Annotated in this window: 18 protein-coding genes; 14 read left to right on the top strand and 4 right to left on the bottom strand. The window is 44.1% G+C overall.

Annotated elements, in window-relative coordinates:
- Positions 1-3: 3 nt before the first annotated feature.
- Positions 4-2286, bottom strand: a complete 2283-nt coding sequence (gene nrdA / locus L3V33_RS08095) for a class 1a ribonucleoside-diphosphate reductase subunit alpha (protein ID WP_108176287.1) — start codon at positions 2284-2286, stop codon at positions 4-6.
- 508 nt (positions 2287-2794) lie between these two features.
- Entirely contained in the window at positions 2795-3538 is a 744-nt protein-coding gene (ubiG, locus tag L3V33_RS08090; protein WP_017078713.1) for a bifunctional 2-polyprenyl-6-hydroxyphenol methylase/3-demethylubiquinol 3-O-methyltransferase UbiG, read from the bottom strand.
- Between the two features lie 258 nt (positions 3539-3796).
- Here ubiG and gyrA point away from each other — a divergent pair, with 258 nt between their 5' ends.
- Both gyrA and L3V33_RS08080 read left to right on the top strand, forming a co-directional pair.
- Positions 3797-6484 (top strand): DNA topoisomerase (ATP-hydrolyzing) subunit A, encoded by a 2688-nt coding sequence (gene gyrA / locus L3V33_RS08085; RefSeq protein WP_237290212.1) that lies wholly within the window; start codon positions 3797-3799, stop codon positions 6482-6484.
- Positions 6485-6741: 257 nt separating this feature from the next.
- Positions 6742-7371: a tetratricopeptide repeat protein gene (locus tag L3V33_RS08080; protein ID WP_237290211.1), complete on the top strand. Its 630-nt coding sequence runs from the start codon at positions 6742-6744 to the stop codon at positions 7369-7371.
- 72 nt (positions 7372-7443) lie between these two features.
- Here the strand turns inward: L3V33_RS08080 and L3V33_RS08075 are convergent, their stop codons facing one another.
- Both L3V33_RS08075 and nrfA read right to left on the bottom strand, forming a co-directional pair.
- A complete protein-coding gene (locus L3V33_RS08075) occupies positions 7444-7788 on the bottom strand; it encodes a rhodanese-like domain-containing protein (protein ID WP_102540736.1) in 345 nt (114 codons plus the stop codon).
- A 128-nt stretch (positions 7789-7916) separates the two neighbouring features.
- Entirely contained in the window at positions 7917-9347 is a 1431-nt protein-coding gene (gene nrfA, locus L3V33_RS08070; protein WP_017091593.1) for an ammonia-forming nitrite reductase cytochrome c552 subunit, read from the bottom strand.
- A gap of 481 nt (positions 9348-9828) precedes the next feature.
- Between nrfA and nrfB the strand changes: the two genes are divergently transcribed.
- The 12 genes from nrfB (at position 9829) to L3V33_RS08010 (ending at position 21450) form a co-directional block, all read left to right on the top strand.
- Positions 9829-10413 (top strand): cytochrome c nitrite reductase pentaheme subunit, encoded by a 585-nt coding sequence (nrfB, locus tag L3V33_RS08065; protein ID WP_004733372.1) that lies wholly within the window; start codon positions 9829-9831, stop codon positions 10411-10413.
- Between the two features lie 3 nt (positions 10414-10416).
- Positions 10417-11103 (top strand): cytochrome c nitrite reductase Fe-S protein, encoded by a 687-nt coding sequence (gene nrfC / locus L3V33_RS08060; protein WP_004733373.1) that lies wholly within the window; start codon positions 10417-10419, stop codon positions 11101-11103.
- Positions 11104-11105: 2 nt separating this feature from the next.
- Positions 11106-12080: a cytochrome c nitrite reductase subunit NrfD gene (gene nrfD / locus L3V33_RS08055; protein ID WP_237290210.1), complete on the top strand. Its 975-nt coding sequence runs from the start codon at positions 11106-11108 to the stop codon at positions 12078-12080.
- Positions 12081-12208: 128 nt separating this feature from the next.
- Positions 12209-14131: a heme lyase CcmF/NrfE family subunit gene (locus L3V33_RS08050; RefSeq protein WP_237290209.1), complete on the top strand. Its 1923-nt coding sequence runs from the start codon at positions 12209-12211 to the stop codon at positions 14129-14131.
- Positions 14112-14666 carry a DsbE family thiol:disulfide interchange protein gene (locus L3V33_RS08045; RefSeq protein ID WP_171330945.1) on the top strand — a complete coding sequence of 185 codons (555 nt, stop codon included), beginning with the start codon at positions 14112-14114 and terminating at the stop codon, positions 14664-14666. The genes L3V33_RS08050 and L3V33_RS08045 overlap by 20 nt, the downstream gene beginning before the upstream one ends.
- Positions 14663-15103, top strand: a complete 441-nt coding sequence (locus L3V33_RS08040; RefSeq protein WP_237290208.1) for a cytochrome c-type biogenesis protein CcmH — start codon at positions 14663-14665, stop codon at positions 15101-15103. The genes L3V33_RS08045 and L3V33_RS08040 overlap by 4 nt, the downstream gene beginning before the upstream one ends.
- Positions 15104-15192: 89 nt before the next feature.
- Positions 15193-15369: a hypothetical protein gene (locus L3V33_RS08035; protein ID WP_017063565.1), complete on the top strand. Its 177-nt coding sequence runs from the start codon at positions 15193-15195 to the stop codon at positions 15367-15369.
- A gap of 249 nt (positions 15370-15618) precedes the next feature.
- Positions 15619-16215, top strand: coding sequence for a GTP cyclohydrolase II (gene ribA, locus L3V33_RS08030; protein WP_004733379.1), 597 nt, complete (start codon positions 15619-15621; stop codon positions 16213-16215).
- A 176-nt stretch (positions 16216-16391) separates the two neighbouring features.
- On the top strand, positions 16392-17651 hold the full coding sequence (locus tag L3V33_RS08025; RefSeq protein WP_237290207.1) for an imelysin family protein: 1260 nt from the start codon (positions 16392-16394) through the stop codon (positions 17649-17651).
- Between the two features lie 112 nt (positions 17652-17763).
- Complete coding sequence (locus tag L3V33_RS08020; RefSeq protein ID WP_237290206.1) at positions 17764-19152, top strand: di-heme oxidoredictase family protein; 1389 nt, start codon at positions 17764-17766, stop codon at positions 19150-19152.
- A gap of 158 nt (positions 19153-19310) precedes the next feature.
- Positions 19311-20372: an imelysin family protein gene (locus tag L3V33_RS08015; RefSeq protein ID WP_237290205.1), complete on the top strand. Its 1062-nt coding sequence runs from the start codon at positions 19311-19313 to the stop codon at positions 20370-20372.
- Positions 20362-21450: a DUF1513 domain-containing protein gene (locus L3V33_RS08010; protein WP_237290204.1), complete on the top strand. Its 1089-nt coding sequence runs from the start codon at positions 20362-20364 to the stop codon at positions 21448-21450. The genes L3V33_RS08015 and L3V33_RS08010 overlap by 11 nt, the downstream gene beginning before the upstream one ends.
- The last annotated feature ends 27 nt before the right edge of the window (positions 21451-21477 follow it).

Genomic DNA, 21477 nt, shown 5'->3' with positions numbered 1-21477 from the left:
GGTTTAGATCTTACAACCGCCGCCTTCACAATCTTCTTCCGGCACTTGAACTGCATCGCCTTGGTCATCTTTAGCACCATCACGAGTGTTATGGTAGTAAAGCGTCTTAACACCGTACTTGTACGCTGTTAGCAAGTCTTTAAGCAGCTGCTTCATTGGTACCTTACCGCTGTCGTAAACACTTGGATCATAGTTAGTGTTTGCAGAGATAGCTTGGTCAACGAATTTTTGCATGATACCCACTAAGTGCAGGTAACCGTCGTTAGTACCAATGTTCCAAAGTAGCTCGTAATTCTCTTTAAGATTTAGGAAATCAGGAACAACTTGCTTCAGGATACCGTCTTTCGACGCTTTCACTGATACATAACCACGTGGTGGCTCGATACCGTTAGTCGCGTTCGAGATTTGAGATGAAGTCTCAGAAGGCATAAGTGCTGTCAGTGTAGAGTTACGTAGGCCGTGCTCCATGATCTCTTCACGTAGCGTGTCCCAATCGTAGTGCAGTGGCTCTTCACATACTAAGTCGATATCTTTTTTGTAAGTATCGATTGGCAGTAGGCCTTTCGCGTAGTTGGTCTCGTGGAAAGATGGGCAACGGCCTTGCTCTTTCGCTAGTTCAACAGACGCTTTTAGCAAGTGGTATTGAATTGCTTCAAAAGTACGGTGAGTCAGGCCATTTGCGCTGCCATCAGAGTACTTAACACCATTCTTCGCAAGGTAGTATGCGTAGTTGATTACACCCACACCTAGAGTACGACGGTTCATTGTCGACTTACGTGCTGCTGGAAGCGGGTAGTCTTGGTAATCAAGTAGTGCATCTAGAGCACGAACAACCAGTTCAGAAAGTTCAGCCAGATCGTCTAGCTCGTTGATTGCGCCTAGGTTAAACGCCGAAAGCGTACATAATGCAATCTCACCCTCGTCATCTTCTACGTTAGAAAGCGGCTTAGTTGGTAGCGCGATTTCTAAACATAGGTTCGATTGACGAACAGGGGCTACTTCAGAATCAAACGGGCTGTGTGTATTACAGTGGTCAACGTTCTGAATGTAGATACGACCAGTAGAAGCACGCTCTTGCATTAGCAGAGAGAATAGCTCAACGGCTTTAACCGTTTCACGCTTCACTGAAGGATCGTTTTCGTACTTCACGTAAAGTGCTTCAAAACGCTCTTGGTTCTCGAAGAACGCGTCGTAAAGGCCAGGTACGTCTGAAGGTGAGAACAGGCTGATGTTGCCGCCTTGGACTAGGCGAGAATACATAAGCTTGTTCAGCTGTACGCCGTAATCCATGTGACGAACACGGTTCTCTTCAACGCCGCGGTTGTTTTTCAGTACTAATAGAGACTGAACTTCACCGTGCCATAGTGGGTAGAACACTGTTGCTGCGCCGCCACGAACACCACCTTGAGAACAACATTTTACTGCTGTTTGGAAGTATTTGTAGAAAGGGATACAGCCAGTGTGGAACGCTTCACCATTACGGATTTCAGAACCAAGCGCACGGATACGACCTGCGTTGATACCAATACCAGCACGTTGAGATACGTAACGAACAATAGAGCTTGCTGTTGCGTTGATAGAATCAAGGCTGTCACCACACTCAATCAGTACACATGAACTGAATTGACGAGTAGGCGTACGTACACCAGACATAATTGGTGTAGGTAGAGAAATCTTAAACGTAGACGATGCGTCGTAAAAACGTTTGATGTAGTCAAGACGAGTCGATTTCGGGTATTTACCGAATAAACACGCAGCAACTAAAATGTAAAGGAACTGAGCACTCTCGTAGATTTCTTTTGTTACACGGTTCTGCACGAAGTATTTGCCTTCAAGCTGCTTAACCGCCGCGTAAGAAAAGTTTAAGTCACGCTTGTGGTCGATGTACGCGTCAAGCTCTTCGAACTCAGCTTTCGTGTAGTCTTCCATTAGGTGGCTATCGTATTTACCCATATCAACCAGTTTTGCAACGTGGTCATAAAGTGCAGGCGGCTCGTATTCACCGTACGCTTTTTTACGTAGATGGAACACTGACAGACGTGCTGCTAGATATTGGTAATCAGGAGTCTCTTCAGAGATTAAATCCGCTGCTGACTTGATGATTGTCTCATGAATGTCAGTCGTGGTAATGCCATCGTAAAACTGAATGTGAGCTTTCAATTCTACTTGTGATACAGAAACATTGTGCAAGCCTTCAGCTGCCCATGTGATCACTCGATGGATTTTCTCTAAATCGATCGTTTCTTTGCGCCCGTTACGCTTGGTAACAGTAAGTTGTTGGTTCATTCTGCTTAATTTCCCTAACAAAACTGAACAAGGCCGTGTTTTTGTGTATTTCTGTGTAATTTTTGTAAATTACGTTTCGGCTTTGTGATCTTGGTCTACCCATATATTGTAGTTCAAACACAACATATAGGGGTCATTTGTTTGTTGGGTTACAAGATAGTGCTACAACTGATATTTTTCAAGGTAAAGAAATTGGGTTGCTTGTGGATAAGTAGTGGATTGAAAAAAAACTGTAAGTGACCACTAACTGATGACGTTAGACGTGACTTGATTGTACAAAAGTCGCCTTTTAAGGATGCTTTATTTTTGCACGCCCATAAAAAAAAATCCCTTGATCTTTGGGCAAAATAGGCAATGGATTTTGGACGATTAAATTTAAATCGAGGTGGTCAAAATGGAAGCTAGCGCACGAAATTTAGACTGAAAAAAGTCGCAAACTTATGGTAATTGCAACTCTTTTCATTCGTCTTTTTTACAAAATATTTTACGGTAGGGCTACCGATATTTTTTAGCCCAAGTTTTGAGTGTGAACGATGTAGTTCACATCGACTTTTTGGCCTAAACGGTAGGTGTTCGTTAACGGGTTATAGTGCAGTCCTGTAATCCCTAGTTCTTGAAGCGGAGTGTTATCAACCATTTTGATAAGCTCAGCAGGGCGAATGAACTTTTCGTGGTCGTGAGTACCTTCTGGCACTATCTTAAGTAACTTCTCTGCACCAACAATAGCGAACAGGTACGACTTAAAGTTACGGTTCAATGTTGAGAAGAACACATGACCGCCTGGTTTAACCAACTTTGAACAAGCCGAGATAACTGATTGTGGGTCAGGAACGTGCTCTAGCATTTCCATGCACGTCACCACATCGTAAGTGTGTGGGTTTTGCTCTGCATGGTCTTCAATGGTGCTTTGGATGTAATCGAGCTTGGTGCCGGTTTCTAATGCGTGCAGACGAGCGACTTCGAGCGGTTCTTTACCCATATCTAGTCCGGTGACTACCGCACCCTCTACAGCCATGCTTTCAGCCAGAATACCGCCGCCGCAGCCAACATCGAGAACTTTCTTACCAAAAAGGCCTTCGGTTTTCTCTAGCACGTAATTTAAGCGCAACGGATTGATTTGGTGTAGTGGCTTAAACTCGCCTTCTAGATCCCACCAGCGCGACGCCATGTCTTCGAATTTTTTGATTTCTGCTGGGTCTACGTTCTGTGATTTAGTCATAATCGGCATTTCCAAGTTAAATAATGCATCCATGAAATTGCAGGCATTATAACTTGCCTTTTCCTGCTGACCAGAAGATCTACAATTTTGCTAGTTTATTGGGTGTAAAGTGACCATGTTTCAGCAAGATATGACGCTGAGGTGCAATTTCTCATCAATAGATTGGCTACAAGGGTCACAAGATGGTAAAAGGAGAGGGAAAGTGATGCCTCCGTAGGTAAATTTGTGTTATATTTTTCGGTCTTATACGTATTCAAAAATACGATCTGACTATAGAGGGAAAATGGCTCTATGAGCGATCTAGCGAAAGAGATCACGCCCGTAAATATTGAAGATGAGCTTAGAGGTTCATACCTAGACTACGCGATGTCCGTCATCGTTGGTCGTGCCCTTCCTGATGTGCGTGATGGCCTAAAACCAGTACACCGCCGCGTTTTGTTCGCGATGAATGTACTAGGTAATGATTGGAACAAAGCATATAAAAAGTCTGCTCGTGTAGTAGGCGATGTAATCGGTAAATATCACCCACACGGTGATAGTGCGGTATACGAGTCAATTGTTCGTATGGCTCAGCCGTTTTCACTACGCTATATGTTAGTCGATGGCCAAGGTAACTTTGGTTCGGTTGACGGCGATTCAGCTGCGGCAATGCGTTATACCGAAGTTCGTATGTCAAAAATAGCTGGTGAGCTATTAACGGATCTTGATAAAGATACGGTTGACTTCGTTCCTAACTATGATGGAACCGAGCAAATACCAGCAGTTTTACCAACAAAAATACCAAACCTATTGGTTAACGGTGCTTCTGGTATCGCAGTAGGTATGGCTACCAACATCCCGCCACATAACCTTGGCGAAGTTGTTGATGGCTGTTTAGCATTCATCAGTAATGAAGACATCACTATTGATGAGCTAATGGACTACATCCCGGGTCCAGACTTCCCGACAGCAGCATTAATCAGTGGCCGTAAGGGCATTGTTGATGCATATAAGACTGGTCGTGGCAAAGTTTACATGCGCTCACGAGCGAACATTGAAATGGAAAAGAACGGTAAAGAAACAATTATCGTTACTGAAATTCCATATCAAGTGAACAAAGCTCGTCTGATCGAGAAGATTGCAGAACTTGTAAAAGACAAGAAAGTTGAAGGCATCAGTGCACTGCGTGACGAATCTGATAAAGATGGTATGCGTATTGTTATTGAATGTAAGCGTGACGCTGTCGGTGAAGTTGTACTAAACAACCTTTACTCACAAACTCAACTGCAAACAACTTTCGGCATCAACATGGTTGCTCTGAACAACGGCCAACCACAACTTTTCAACATTAAAGATATGTTGAAGTGTTTTGTTGATCACCGTCGTGAAGTTGTGACACGTCGTACTATCTTCGAACTGAAGAAAGCACGCGACCGTGCACATATCTTGGAAGCTCTATCTTTAGCGCTTGCAAACATTGATGAAATCATTGAACTGATCAAGAACGCACCAACACCAGCAGAAGCTAAAGTTGGTCTAGTATCTCGTGGTTGGGATCTTGGTAACGTTGCATCAATGCTTGAACGTGCTGGTACTGATGCAGCTCGTCCAGATTGGCTTGAAGACCAATACGGTATCCGTGATGGTCAATACTTCCTAACGGAAACTCAAGCACAAGCTATTCTAGAACTTCGTCTTCACCGCCTAACAGGCCTTGAGCACGAGAAGATTCTAGACGAGTACAAAGCACTTCTAGAAGAGATCGCTGAGCTAATGCATATTCTTGCAAGCACTGAGCGTTTGATGGAAGTGATCCGTGAAGAACTTGAAGCGGTACGTGATATCTATGGCGACGAGCGTCGTACAGAAATCACAGCAGCGGTTCATGACATCGACATGGAAGAGCTAATTGCTCAAGAAGACGTTGTAGTAACGCTTTCTAACGCAGGTTACGTTAAGTACCAAATCCTAAGCGACTACGAAGCTCAGCGTCGTGGTGGTAAAGGTAAGAGTGCAACTAAGATGAAAGATGAGGATTACATTGAGCGTCTGCTTGTTGCTAATACTCACGATAACATCTTATGTTTCTCTACTCGTGGTAAAACGTACCGCCTGAAAGTTTACCAACTGCCTCAAGCAAGCCGCACCGCTCGTGGTAAGCCTATCGTTAACATTCTTCCTCTAGAAGAAGGTGAGCGTATTACGGCTATCCTGCCTGTTTCTGAGTTCTCTAACGAGAAATTCATCTTCATGGCAACAGGCGACGGTACAGTTAAGAAGACATCACTGGATCAATTTGCAAACGTACGTGCTAACGGCTTAATCGCAGTTAACCTACGTGACGATGATTCACTGATTGGCGTTGATATTACTGATGGTAATAGCGACATCATGCTGTTCTCGAAGTCGGGCAAAGTTGTTCGCTTCAACGAGGACAAAGTGCGCCCAATGGGTCGTACTGCCTCTGGTGTTCGTGGTATGAAGCTTCCAGAAGACGACCAAGTGGTTTCACTGATTGTTCCTTCAAACGAAGGCGATATCCTAACTGTGACTCAAAACGGTTACGGTAAGCGTACTGAGCTGGCTGAATACCCAACGAAAGGCCGTGCAACGCAAGGTGTAGTATCTATCAAAGTCTCTGATCGTAATGGCCCAGTTGTTGGTGCTGTTCAGGTTGAAGAAGGCGATGAAATGATGATGATCACCGACGCAGGTACATTAGTACGTACTCGCGTAGCGGAAGTGAGCCAAGTTGGTCGTAACACTCAAGGTGTAACACTGATTCGTACTGCTGAAGACGAGAATGTTGTAGGTCTACAACGTATCGACGAAGTAGAAGAAGCTGAGATTGTTGAAGGCGAAGAAACTGAAGAAGCAAATGCTGACGCAGTAAACGCAGAAACAGTTAATGCAGAAGAAACGGTCGTTTCTGAATCAAGTGAAGAGCAAGCATCAGATGCTTCTGACTCTGAAAGTGATAGCGAGCAAGACACTGAGTAATCTCGATTACGTTAAGTAATTTAGCTTACCAATGAAAAAACCGAGCCTAAGTGCTCGGTTTTTTATTGCCTGTCATTTCTCTTCTCTTCTCTTTTCATTTGGCTTATGGCTTATGGCTTAGGTCTGAGCACCAATCTTACCCCGTCGCTTTTATGCGAAAGTTTGATCACTAAATCTCGAACGCTAAACTTTGATCAATAACGAGGCACGGCGAAAACGATAGAGTAGGAGATAGAGCTAAATAAAAGGGATGTGGAATGGATATCTGGTTGTTGGTTGCGTTACTACTGATGAGTCTGTTTTTGATTGTGATCGTTATTGCCGCGAACAACAATGGCAGTCATCTAAAAGGCAATGTGATGATTTCACTTACTGCTGTGGCTTTGAGTGTGCTTGTCTGGTCTCAACTTAAACAAGAGTTACCTCAACTGCCTTTGGATGATAATAATAACTACACGGCAACAGATTTCGAAGATGAACTTCAGCAAAGCCTTGAGCAAGACCCGAATCAATCCGATTTGTGGTTTAAGCTTGGTGGTGTGTACATGCAGAAAGGGGAGTTTGATGCAGCGTTCACCTGTTACGACTATGCGATTCGTTTAGATCCTCAAGCACCTTCTGGCCTCTATGCAGCCAAAGCAACGGCACTTTACTATCTTAGTTCTCAAGCGATGAGTGATGACGTGAATGCGTTACTGGATCACTCCATGCAGCTTGATCCCAATGATCGTACGGCATTGATGCTGATTGCGACCGATCACTTCATTAGTATGCGCTATCAACAAGCGATCGATGCGTGGACTCAAATTCTCGATTCCAATCAAAAGGGCATTGATCGTGTTTCTATTATCCATTCGATCAACCAAGCCAAACAGATGACCCGCTAGGCTTGGTCAATAGGCTGTTCTTCCTGATTAGCCTTTGAAACGATTAGCCTCTAAAGCCATTAATCTCTCAAGTTATTGGCTTTCTTGCATTTCGATTAACCCACCTGCGTTATGGATTTGAGTAAACCCTTGAGCGCGCAAGAACTGATAAGCTTGCCCTGAACGATTGCCACTGCGGCAATACAACACGATGGGTTGGTCTTTATCTATTTTAGCAAAGTGAGTAGCCACTTCAGAAAGAGGGTAGTTGATGGCGTTGTCTAGATGCCCTTGTTCGAACTCTGCAGGTGTTCTGACATCAACCACTAATGCACCTTTCTCTATTAATTCCCACCCTGTCTCAGCACGCTCAGATGCGTGAACGCTTGAACTGAGTAGAGCAATACATAATGCCGAAAGCGAAAGTAAGATTTTCATTGTTTATTCCTTGAATTGGCGAGTGGATTAGGGGTATCGATATTGATGTGTATTCCCCCAAAACCTAAAAAAACCAGCCACACAACAATAGTGTGACTGGTTTTTACGTAATGGTCTAATTGAAGAAACTAGTATTCGTAGTTGGCTTCACGCTTTTCAGCTTGCTCTTCCCATTTAGGAACAACCGTGTCTAAGAAGTGCTGTTTCTCTGCGTTCATCTTATCCATGTCCATTCCAAGCGCTTTTTGAGCCGCTTCTTTTGTCGAGATATCTGGAATTTCGATTGGATCGGTGATGCCTTTCTTCGCCAGTAGACGAACAATCTTAGTTCGAGCATCCGCTGCGCGGTCAACGGCAGTACCTAGCACTTCTAGAGCGATTTCAGGTGCATGCATATGAATGCCGTGAGACGCAATCGCGTAGTCCCAACGCCATTGAGCGTGACGGATATCCAGTAGGATCGGCTCCATCTCTTGCTCTGTCGCACCCGCTTCCCATGCTGCGCCTGCTTCAAAGTGAGCAGCAACGATTTGTTTCTCTGCTGTCAGCTTCATGTTTAGTACTTGCGCTTTACGGCTTGATACGATGTTACGCATGGTTTCTTTCGATTGAGTGTGACAGTTTGCACACGTATCTTCGAAGCGGTCGAATGGGTTACCCACTTTATGGTCGGTATAAACGGTGCCATCTTCTTTGGTCACTTTCGGCATATGACAGTCAGCACAAACGACTTTGTTCTTACCGTGGATGCCTTCGCGCCATGTTTCGAAACCTGGGTGCTGTGCTTTCAGCATGGGTGCTTTCGATACTTTATGCGTCCAATCTTTAAAGTTGATTGCATCATAGTAACGTTCCATGTCGCCAACGGTTGTACCTTGGTCCCAAGGGAATTTCACACCTTTGGTTGGCCCTGTGAAGTAGTATTCCACGTGGCACTGAGCACAAACAGAAGCTTGTTGGTCTAAGCGGCTTTGTTCATCAAACTTTTTACCAATCGTTTCAAATGCACGTTCAACGTAAGGACGAGTCACCTTAAGTGCTGGTTCACCATTTTTAAAGCCTTCGCTTTTGGTATCGTGACAGTCTGAACAGCCAATAGGGTTAATGATCTCGTTGCCAAGACGCGCCCACTTACCTTCGAAGTAACCATCTTCGCCACGTTCTTCAATAACACGTGCTACGTCTGGGCTCTTACAGCTCCAACATGCCATTGGCATTGGGCCTGAGCTTTCGTCTGTTGGGCCGCCAGTACGAAGCGTTTGTCGTACATCGTCAATCGCATAAAAGTGACCACGTGCCTTGTTGTAATCTTTTGCGAAGCCGTAGCCAGCCCACATGATAACCATGTTGGGATCTTCTTTTAGTGCGTCTTCAATAACTTCGCTTTCTGAAGTCTGTCTCCATGAATGATATTGATCTGGGTGGTTTTGCTCGAACTGGTCGTTACGAGGATCGCCAATTTCTTTTTGTTCAGACGCAGCAAAACTGGTCGCGCTTGCTAGTGATGCGCTAACCATTAATAGTGCTGTGACCGAATTACGTATCCAATGCTTTTTCACAGTGATATCTCCAATATACTGATTCTTATACCAAGCGTTGTGAGTTTGCTATTCAAATTAAGAACTGGAGAATTCCTGTTTATATTAATTCATAAACAAACACATTTTGTTACGTGTTGGATATAGCTTGTCTTAGATCAATTAATGGTAGTGACTTCAATCACGTTGAAGTTTATATACCCCTAAAGGGGTATTGGTGGGCAGTGTTATTAAAATTTAATTGAGAATTATTATCATATATAACAATCAATTACCTAAATTGACCATGGTATAAATAGGGTGATTGCGTTCACAGATTAACCCATCCAAATTTCGTATTACCTAATTAGAGGTATATTCTAACTGTAGAAAGCGTTGTGGCTTATCCAAAATAAGAATTGATATCATTTAAGCGGTAATAATATCGTTTAAGGGTACTTTTGTTTAACCGGAATATTATTTAGTTGAGAGTTAAATAATGCCGGTATAAGGAAAGGATAAAATGGGCAATATTAAATTGGCCATAGTCATAATGCTTAAATCCCTTCTAGCATTCTGCCTCTATGGTTATTCCATTCATGCTGTTGCTGAGCCTGCTGTTACGCCAGTAGGAGAATCAACAAGACATGAAGTCGAATTAATCCGCGACAAAGACTACAAGTGTGTTCAATGCCATAAAGATTCAAAAGAAACGGTATTGGGTTCACATGGTGAAAGTGCACACGCTTTGCTTGGCCGCGAAGTAAATTGTACCGACTGTCATAGTTCTATTAGCCCCGATCACCGTGAAGGTGCGCCTGAAGTGGTGAAGTATCGCGAGGCTCAATCACAACCGGGAACTGAAAAGGTTTTCCTAGACCCTAGCTTAATTTTAGATGCCAATAGCCAATGTATCGATTGTCACAAGCCTGATGATCTGCGTGAAGCGAGTTGGACTCACGATGTTCACGCGCAAAACTTAACGTGTTCAAACTGCCATGATGTTCATGCGACTGAAGCAAAGGTGTTGGGCTTAGATAAGAAGCAAACCATCAAGCTGTGTGTGGATTGCCATTCAGACTTCAACCAGAAGAAAGAAGAGGAGTAATCTATGAGCTGCTCAAGAAGAAACTTTTTAGCAGGCGCTGGTGCCGTTATTTTTACCACAGGTGTAGCGGGAACTGCGGCGGTAACAAGTCGCAAGACGCTAGCTAATGTTCAAGAAGATGGCACTAAACGTTATGGAATGATTCATGACGAAACCGCTTGTATTGGTTGTACCGCGTGTACCGAAGCATGTCGTGAAGTAAACAAAGTACCTGAAGGTGTATCGCGCTTAGAAATTATTAAGAGTGAGCCCCAAGGCGAATATCCCAATGTTGATTACCGTTTTACTCGTAACTCTTGCCAACATTGTGATAACGCACCTTGTGTGATGGTTTGCCCAACAGGCGCGGCCTACAAAGATGAAAAAACCGGCATTGTCGACGTTCATCAAGAGAAGTGTGTCGGTTGTGGTTATTGTCTATTGGCTTGCCCATATCAAGTGCGTTTTTTCCATCCTGAGAACAAGTCCGCAGATAAATGTAACTTCTGTCGTGATACCAATCTTGCACAAGGGAAGTTGCCTGCTTGTGTCGAATCTTGCCCGACCAATGCGCTGGTCTTTGGCGATCTAAATGACCCTGAGAGTGAGATAAACCAGGTGCTTCAATCTGAGGTGGTTTACAGAGATAAAGCTTATCTAGGTACTCAGCCAAAACTCTATAAAGTACCACACCAAAAAGGGGAGATTTGATTATGAGTGCATGGGACGCAGCTTTTCAGTCTGGTACCGTGGTATGGGACTGGATTATAGCAATCTATCTATTTCTCGCGGGGATGTCGGCGGGTGCCGTAATGATCTCCATTTACCTAAAGCGTAAGGTTATTGAAGGCGACCCTGCTCATAATGGTGTGTTAAAGGCCACGGCTTTTCTTGCGCCATTTGGGATCATTTCAGGTCTGCTTATCTTGGTTTTCCACCTGACAAAACCGTTATCCTTTTGGAAGATCATGATCTTCTATAATCCAACGTCTGTGATGTCGATGGGTGTGATCTTATTCCAAGTATATATGGTAATCTTATTCCTTTGGATCGGCATTATATTTAGAGATCAAATAGTCGTGTTCTTGAATGAGCAAGCATGGCTAAAAGGGCGACTTGATTTTGTCGGTAATTGGATTGGCAAATTAGAAGTGTTTGAGAATGCTCTGGAAATATTCTTAGCTGTTCTTGCTCTTATGCTTGCCGCTTATACCGGATTCTTGCTTTCAGCTTTAAATACTTTCCCACTATTGAATAACCCAGTGCTGCCGATTTTGTTCTTATTCTCGAGCTTATCTTCGGGAGCGGCGGCGTGTATTTTATTTGGTGTGTTGGTCTTTAAAGAATCACCTCATAGCCCAACTATTTCATGGATCCACGGATTCGAACGTCCAGTCGTGATGTTTGAATTGTTTGTTCTTATTACTTTCTTTACTGGGCTGATCTTCGCTGGTGGTCAAAGTGAACAAGCAGTATGGAATGCAATTGGCAGTGGTTTCTGGGCGAGTTGGTTCTGGTATGGCGTCATCGGTGTTGGCATGGTTTTACCGTTGTTGCTGAATGCCGTTACACCAACCTCAATCCGCCATAGCTCGGTGTATATTTTCTCCGTTACTTCGCTAAGCCTAATGGGCGTATTAATGCTGCGAACTTTTGTCCTTTATGCAGGGCAGTTAACGATAGCTTAATTTTGCTCAAGTTTATTAGTGAGCAGATGTTAGATACTGAATATCTGCTTATTAATGAACATGCTTTAAATAAACATGAGATGCGTGTTCAGATTGGCTCTGCTCAAGCGGAGCCTTATTGAGGTGATATGGTCGGTTCTTTGGGGCTGTTTAGTTTAGTGTTGGTTGCTGTACTCAGTAGCATTATTGGTGTGCATTCGTTTTATCAAATGCTAAACAAACGGACGCAAAATATAGGTTTAATCCGCAGTTTCTCTCTTTCAAGTGCGCTGTTTTCTCTCACTTCTGTCGCATTGCTTGGCTACGCTTTTGTCAGTGATGACTTCTCTATCCTCTATGTCGCTGAACATTCAAATACTCAATTACCCTCATTTTTTAAGCTCGCAGCCGTATGGGCAGGCCATGAAGGTTCCTTGTTATTTTGGGTGCTGACGATCAGCGTCTGGTCTGGCGTGATCGCCTTACAAAAACACTATTCGAATGAATACCAAAGCCGAGTGCTGTGGGTGATGAACCTACTGCTCGCGATATTTGCTTGGTTCACGTTATTCGCATCAAATCCGTTTGAAATGAACTCGATCTTGCCGCTAGAAGGGCGTGACCTTAACCCAATGTTGCAAGATGTCGGTCTGATCTTTCACCCGCCATTACTTTACCTTGGCTATGTCGGCTTTTCTGTGGTGCTTGCATTTGCAGTTGCCGCTTTGCTGGTTGATCCAATTGAATTTGATTGGGTTGCTCATTGTCGCAGTTGGTGTCTAGTCGCTTGGATCTTTTTAACCGCAGGGATCATTCTTGGCTCTTGGTGGGCGTATTACGAATTAGGCTGGGGCGGCTGGTGGTTCTGGGATCCTGTTGAAAATGCAAGCTTGTTGCCGTGGCTTACTTCAACAGCTTTACTGCACAGCTTAGGCGTTGCCAAGGGCAAACAACAGCTCTTAAAATGGTCTCTCAGCCTTGCTTTCATTACGTTTTGTTTGAGTATCTTAGGCACCTTTATTGTTCGTTCTGGCGTATTAACGTCGGTGCATGCTTTTGCTGTTGACCCAACCAAAGGTATCGCACTGCTACTTATATTAGTGTTGGTGCTCGTGAGCTCATTTTCTCTGCTTATCATTAGAGGAGAGTCTTTTGAATCTAACCCGATTACTAGCTTCGCGAGTAAGAGCTTTTTAAGCCTAGTCGCGGTGCTCATTTTTGTGCTGGCGACCGCTGTTGTGGTGTTTGGTACGTTTTATCCAATGGTCTTTGAACTGCTTGGGTTGGGGAACATATCGGTAGGTGCGCCTTACTTTAATCTGTTGATTGCACCTTTGGCTTTGCTTGCACTTGGCGTGGTTGGCTTAGCCCCATTGTTGAGTGTTAAACCTCAGGCAACCAAAGGTGTTATTTCATTGTTAGCTTTGGTGTCGTTGGCATTGGGTTACGTTTGTTATTCTTGGCAAGTAGAACAGTCGCAAGCGCAAGTGATGGCTCTGATGACATGGTCACTCGCGTTTTGGGTTTTACTCACTCATGTTTATGGCTTAGTGGTAACGCGCGGCGCTAAGTTCCAACGCAAAGTCTGGGTGATGACCTTTGCTCATGTTGGGGTTGCGGTGCTCGCCGTAGGCGCTGCAATGAATAGCTATCACTCGTTTGAGCGCAGCTATAAACTAAGCCCTGGCACACAAGTAGAGTTCATGGATTGGACGCTTTCTCATCGTGATACTGAGCTTTATGTCGCCTCAAATTTTACCGCAGAGAAGGCGATACTAAACTTAGATACTGGTGAGAAAAGCTTTACCATCGCGCCAGAAAGAAGACACTACCAAGTTCGAGTCATGAACATGAGTGAGCCTGCAATGAAGTGGTTCTGGCATGGCGATGTTTATATCACCATGGGCGAGAAAGTAGATTCCACCGCTTATGCATTTCGAGTGCAGTACAAGGCGTATGCGCGCTGGATCTGGTTTGGTGGGTTGTTTTCCATTCTTGGCGCTTTACTCTCATTGACTCATCGTAAAAAGAAAACCGTTAAGGCGTCACAGTATGCATACCAGCGTTCGTAACAAGCTCATCACGTTAATTATCTTGGCATTAATGGTGGTGTTGGGTTTTGCCTTTGCGCTCAATAATAAACAGCAATCGACGATTGTGTCGGAGCAAAAAAGGGCATTTCCAGAATTCATATCTACTGCGTTAGCGAATAGTGAAGGCATCAGTAGTAAACAGGAAATTACGTTGGCTGATGTCACTCAACATCCTTACCAACTGGTCAATGTATGGGCTTCATGGTGCGGAATATGTAAAACCGAGCACGCTTTTTTACTCGAACTACAAAAGGAAGGTATTCCAATTGTTGGTCTCAATTATCGAGATAACCCCGGTGCTGCGCTTAATGTATTGTCCAACGACGGCAACCCGTACTCAACTGTGATCAGCGATCCTCAAGGGAAGTTGGCGTTAGAACTCGGTGTAATCGGTACTCCTGAAACGTATCTGGTCGACGCTGAAGGCCAAATAGTTAAGAAGTTACTGGGCGTGATTAATGAATCGGTTTGGCGCAAAGAACTTGCGATGTATTTTGATGGTGCGAATGGATGATGAAGCCTTTAATACAAGCACTCGTTATGCTGTCTACGCTTATGGTTATTAGTTTTCCGACTTTGGCAGAAGATCTGTTTACAGCCAGTAATAAGGACACGAGTATTCAAGTTGAACTGTTTGAGTTTGAAAACCCAGAACAGCAACAGCGCGCTATTACATTGGCAAAAACCCTACGTTGCCCGCAATGTCAGAATCAAAACCTGATTGAGTCGAACTCTCCAATTGCAAAAGACTTACGCCTCGTTGTATTCAATATGGTGAAAGCAGGGAAGAGTAATAATGAAATTACTCAATATATGACGGAAAGGTTCGGTGAATTTGTGCTCTATAAACCAGCAATGAGTGTTTCAAACTTATTACTTTGGCTACTTCCGAGCGTATCATTTCTCTTATTTATATATCTATCAGTAAAAAGTGTTAGAAAGAGCTCATAAAAATTATGTATTACTGTTTACCAATTGACCTGTATTTTGTAACATTAAAGGATTATAAAGGCTAAGCACTGTTATATAAGGATGTATCTGTGGATAACGTAATCTCAAATTTAAAGAAAGAGTTCCATACTCATGTCCGATCTGACAAATGGGCAGAAAAATACAGTGCAAAGTCGAGCATTTCTACGCTTACTCAAGAAGAGTTAACCGAATTAGAGAACGCTTGGGTTCAGCTTGTCATCTGGAAGCAAACTCAAGTAAGTTGATCGTTCTGTAAAAAATCGTAGTCTTAGCCGCAACTGATTAATTTATAACCCCATGTTGGTCATTCCAATGTGGGGTTTTTTGTTACCTGAAAAATTATTGTTATAATATAACAATTAGTGCATGGTCGACCTTGAAAAAAATTGTTAACAGCCTCATAGTGTCTATCATTAGATAGTTAGCTACAAAATATTGCCTAGACATATAATGTAGTGTTGTTAAATACATCGAATTTTCAAGTGAGTATAGCTATGGCGGAAGTGCGTGCCAGAATAGATTTCAAAGTAGGGGTAACAAGCAGTATTGATGCTGAACTTCTGTCTTTTCATGGATTGAAAACAGATAAAGAGCATGTTGCTGTGATATTTAAATCAGCAGACAAGACACAAGACATACCTCTTGTTCGTATGCACTCTGAGTGCCTGACTGGTGATGTTTTCCATTCCTCTCGCTGTGACTGTGGCGAGCAGCTAGACGAAACCATTAGAATTATGGGTGAGACGGGTGGAGTGATTCTTTACTTACGCCAAGAAGGTCGTGGTATTGGTTTATACAATAAAATCGATGCATACCGCCTGCAAAGTGAAGGTATGAACACTTACGAAGCCAATAACCATCTAGGTTTCGGTGATGATTTGCGTGATTTTACTGAAGCGGCAGAAATGCTTCGTGCTTTAGGAACCACAAAAATTCGCTTAGTCACTAACAACCCAAAGAAAATCAATGAGCTGAAATCTTTTGGTATTGAGATTGAAGAAGTGGTGAATACCTCTGCTCATGTTAAGTCGGGTAATGAAAGCTACCTGAAGGCAAAAGTCTCACACGGTAAGCATAATCTGGATATCTGATTAGCCTCTTTGTTGCGCTTAACATAAAAATGTTTAAAGACCTCACATATGTGAGGTTTTTTTGTATTTATCTTGCAATAAAATTGTAAGTTTGTATTATTCCAATCCGTAGTGCAAATGATAATGGTTTGCACTATTACTACGAATAATAATTTAAAGCTCAACAAGGATGCTTCATGACTATTAAATCTTTAGTGACAAAAGCCGTAACTTCGTCACTCCTTTTTGCCTCTGCTTCTTCTTTCGCAGCAGTAACTCAAGATCAAGTTGTAGAACATTACGCAGATATTGCTCATGCCGTGTTTGCAGATTCAGTAATTACAGCAAAAGCGTTGAACTCTTCTATTGATACCTTCTTAGCTTCTCCTTCTGCTGGCAACTTCGAACAAGTAAAACAAGCTTGGCTTGAGTCTCGCGTACCTTACCAACAGTCAGAAGTATTCCGCTTTGGTAACGTTGTTGTTGACGATTGGGAAGGCCAATTGAACGCATGGCCACTTGATGAAGGCCTAATCGATTACGTTTCTTCTGATTACCAATATGAGCTTGGTAACGAAGGCGCTAGCGCAAACATCGTTGCTAATAAAACTTTCCAAATTGGTCAGACAACGGTAGACGCAACCAACATTACTCCAGAACTAATTGCAGATCTCAACGAGATCGGTGGTTCTGAAGCAAACGTAGCGTCTGGCTACCACGCGATTGAATTCCTACTTTGGGGTCAAGATTTGAACGGCACAAACAGCGGTGCTGGTGAGCGTGCTTACACTGACTTCGTTGTTGGCGCTGAGTGTACTAATGGTAACTGTGACCGTCGTGGCGCATACCTAAAAGCATCAGCTGAACTTCTTATCCAAGATCTAGAGTGGATGGAAAAACAGTGGGCTGAAGGCGAGAAAGGCAACTACCGTCAAGAGCTTCTTTCTGAATCTAGCGACAACGGCCTACGTAAAATGCTGTTCGGCATGGGTTCACTGTCTCTAGGTGAATTGGCGGGTGAGCGTATGAAAGTGGCTTTAGAAGCTAACTCTACTGAAGATGAGCACGACTGTTTCTCTGATAACACGCACAACTCTCACTACTACAACGAGCAAGGCATCTACAACGTTTACACGGGTCTATATAAGCGTGAAGACGGCACTCTGCTTTCAGGTCCAAGCTTGTTTGACCTAGTAGAGCAAAAAGATGAGCAAGCTGCGAAAGAGATCCAAAAGCAGTTTGACCTAGCACGTGCACAAGTTGGTCAACTAGTAACGTCTGCTGAGAAAAACAACCAGCACTTCGATCAGCTAATTGCTGCTGACAACGCAGCGGGTAACGCACTAGTAAACAAAACGATTGTTGCGCTAGTGTCTCAAACTGCTGCAATCGAGCGTGCTGCTGGTGTTATTGGTATTGATAGCCTTAACCCAGACACGGCTGATCACGAGTTCTAAGAACCCGAGACGAAAACTATTGTAAGGGCTCTCATTGAGCCCTTAATTGTTTGCTACTCAAGAAAGTTACTCCCAAATAAAAACTAAAATCAAAAACACAGCAAGGCAATGTATGAAGTCGTATCTATCAGCCTCACTATTAACCGCACTGTTTTTCTTATCGCCATTACATGCCCATGAAACTTACTCTGGTGGTAAAACGACTGTGAAGAAAGAGGGAGCGAATGCTTTTTCTCTTCCTGCAGCCAATCTACCAATGAGCAAACGCTTGGATTTCAGTGTCGGTAACAGTTTCTTCAGAAACCCTTGGGTACCTGCACCCTCATCAACCGATGCGCGTGATGGGTTAGGCCCACTATTCAACACCAACGGTTGTCAAAACTGCCATATTAAAGATGGTCGTGGTCATGCGCCTGAAAAAGGCGATGAGAACGCGGTTTCAATGTTGGTTCGCTTAAGTATCCCAGCTGAAACGCCAGAGCAGAGACAAGCTTTCATTCGTGATGGCGGTATTCCAGAACCAACTTACGGCGGCCAGTTACAAGATTTCGCGCTTCAAGGTGTGAAACCAGAGGGTAAAGTGAACATCAGCTACACAGATGTTCCGGTTGAATTCAAAGACGGCACAGTCGTGACTCTGCGTAAACCAACCCTAAAGATTACTGATCTTGCTTTTGGCGAGATGCACCCTAAAACAGAGTTTTCTGCGCGCGTTGCGCCGCCAATGATTGGCCTTGGTCTGCTGGAGAGCATTTCAAAAGAAACGATTCTTGGATTTGCTGATCAGCAATTGGCCGACAAGCAAGGTATTTCCGGTAAAGCTAACTATGTTCTCGATGTTCAAACCAACGAAATGGCTCTAGGCCGGTTTGGTTGGAAAGCTGGGCAGCCGAACTTAATGCAGCAAAATGCCGCGGCGTTTAACGGTGATTTAGGCTTAACCAGTCGCTTGTTCCCGAATGAAAACTGCACATCAGCGCAATCAACCTGTGATGATTTTCCGAATGGTGGTGAGCCTGAGGTTAGCGACAACATTCTAGATTTTGTTGAGTTCTATTCGCAGCATTTAGCCGTGCCTATTCGTCGTAACGTCGACAATCCAGTCGTTGTTCAGGGTAAAAAGCTGTTTAAAGACGCTGGTTGTCAAAGTTGTCACCAAGTTGAATTCCGCACGGCAGAGCGTGAAGGTTTGCCTGCGTTGTCTAAGCAGTTAATTAGCCCATATACCGATATGTTACTGCACGATATGGGTGAAGGCTTAGCGGATAACCGTCCTGAATATCTTGCGAATGGCCAAGAATGGCGCACAACACCTTTATGGGGATTAGGCTATACCAAAGAAGTGAATGGTCACACGTTCTTACTTCATGATGGTCGTGCGAGAAATGTTATGGAAGCTGTGCTTTGGCATGGCGGTGAAGCAGAAATGGCGAAACAAAACGTTTTAGCTTTGAGTAGCAGCGAGCGTGACGCGCTATTGGCGTTCTTAAACTCGTTATAGGCTGAGTTGAATTCAGTTTAGTTAACGGCTAATGACTTAAGAAAGCCGCTATCAAACCACTTAGCACCGCTGAACTTGTAGGAACACGAGGCCAGCGGTCGTTTCGTATTTAATGAACTCATATAATTAAAAGAAAAATTAGGAAGTAAGGTAACAGCATGACACATAAATTTTTGTTAATGCCTTTGTCGGTATTAATCATGGCAGGCTGCCAATCATCGGGTGAGCAAGCCGCTTCATCTGAGGTTAACGGTGTGTCTTATCAAGCAGACACGACCGACCACATCAGTCGCAGTGTCTATCAACAAGAGTTTGATTCTGCAGTCCTATTCGCCAAGCAAGCCAACGAGCTAGAAGTCTTGATGCAGGGTTATTGCCAAACCAACAATGTTGAACTGGATGCGTTGAAAAATCAGTGGCAGCTCACCATGAACAGCTGGATGGCACTACAAGGCCAAGAAAGAGGCCCAACAGCAGCGCTTGAAGAGAGCTGGAATGTTCAATTCTGGCCAGACAAAAAGAACACCACAGGCCTAAAAATGCGCCAGCTGACTCAGCAAGATAAAGTTTGGTCCCAGCACGAAATTGCTCAGCAGAGTGTGACCGTTCAAGGGCTAGGTGCGTTGGAATGGTCGCTTTATGACGAGCAATCGCCACTGCTTCAAGACAAAGCGCTAGGTTGCCAATCATCACAAGCGATTACTGAAAACTTAGCGATTAAGTCGTCTTCGATTGCACTGGCATGGCAGGTTAACCCTTGGTTAGCGCTAGACGATACTCGCTGGGAGTCTGAATACATCGCTTTATTGACCAACCAACTTGATTACAGCATGAAAAAGCTGAGTCGCCCGATGGCGAAAATTGGTCATCCGCGTCCTTACTTCTCAGAATCATGGCGTGCACAAACCTCGATGACTCAACTAAAAGCCAATGTAGCAGCACTGCAGAATTTGTACCTTGCCGATGGCAATGGCCTAGACGGCTTGTTGAGAGAGAAGGGCTTAAATGACCTTGCTGACCGTGTTGCTGACCAGTTCACATTGACGCTAGATACTTGGCCTACAGACTCAAGCTTGTTTGAGTTATTGCAGACTAAAGAGGGCTATCGAGATGTGCTGACTCAATACAACAAACTAGAACGTTTGAAGTACCTCATTCATGAAGAAGTGGCGATAGAGCTTGGCGTGGTAATAGGATTTAATGCTACCGATGGTGACTGATACTACGCGAAGAACGCTACTCAAGGCTGCACTGGGTTGTGCCGCTGTACCAGTACTTCCATTTGGGTGTGCTAGTCGCTCTGGTGCTATGAGCTCATCTCATGAGCCTCAATTAGTCGGTTGTGCGCTGAATGGGCGAGGTCAATATTCAGCGGTTGTGGCTGACGAATATGGGATGCCATTGAGTCAACTGCCGATCCCAGATCGTGGTCATGGCGTCGCGATTTGCCCAACCTCATCACATGCGGTGGTTTTTGCTCGTCGTCCTGGTGACTATTTTATGGTGTTTGACTATAAAAACGGTCAGCAGATCAAAATGGTCGTGAAAGGGACTAATCGTCACTTCTATGGTCATGGCGTTTACTCATTAGATGGCAAGTTACTGTATGCCACTGAAGGGAAAACGGACAGCAGCCAAGGTGTGATTGGCGTTTACGACGTCGCTAAAGGCTATCGTAAGGTCGAGGAGTTCACTGGATTTGGTATTGGCCCTCATGAAGTGATCATCATGCCGGATGGAAATCTCGCGATTGGCGTTGGTGGCGTTCATACTGACGGAAGAACCCCAAAAAACTTGGATTCGATGCAACCGAGCTTAAGTTATGTTTCACCTGAAGGTGCGCTGCTTGATCAGGTTGAATTGTTGGATAAGAAGCTGAGCATTCGACACTTAGCCCATGATGGTGCTGAAACCGTGCTTTGTGGCCAGCAATATCGTGGTGAACCCGATGAGTATCCTTCGCTATTAGCTATGCATACTAAAGGTGGGCAGTTTGAATCACTGAACGCAGAGCCAGAGCAATGGGCAAGGTTCAATCACTATATCGCCAGTATTGCGGCGTCAGACGATTGGATTATTGCGACTTCGCCAAGAGGCAACTGCTACGGAATTTGGTCTAAAGAAACCAAAGAGTTAGTAGAACTGTCTGCATTATCTGATGCTTCTGGCGCTGTGCTGCTTGATGGTGAGTTTCGACTAAGCTCTGGGGCGGGAAGTGTGGTAAGCCAGAGCAAGCCTTATGAGAAATCAACTCAGCAATCATCGGTCCAGTGGGATAACCATTGGAGTTCAATCTGATTTACAAAGCCTCTTAAAAATAACATG

Source organism: Vibrio sp. A2-1 (assembly GCF_021728355.1).
GTDB lineage: Bacteria > Pseudomonadota > Gammaproteobacteria > Enterobacterales > Vibrionaceae > Vibrio > Vibrio splendidus_K.
The sequence above is the reverse complement of the archived record's forward strand: the minus strand, read 5'-3'. Positions and strand labels throughout refer to the sequence as shown.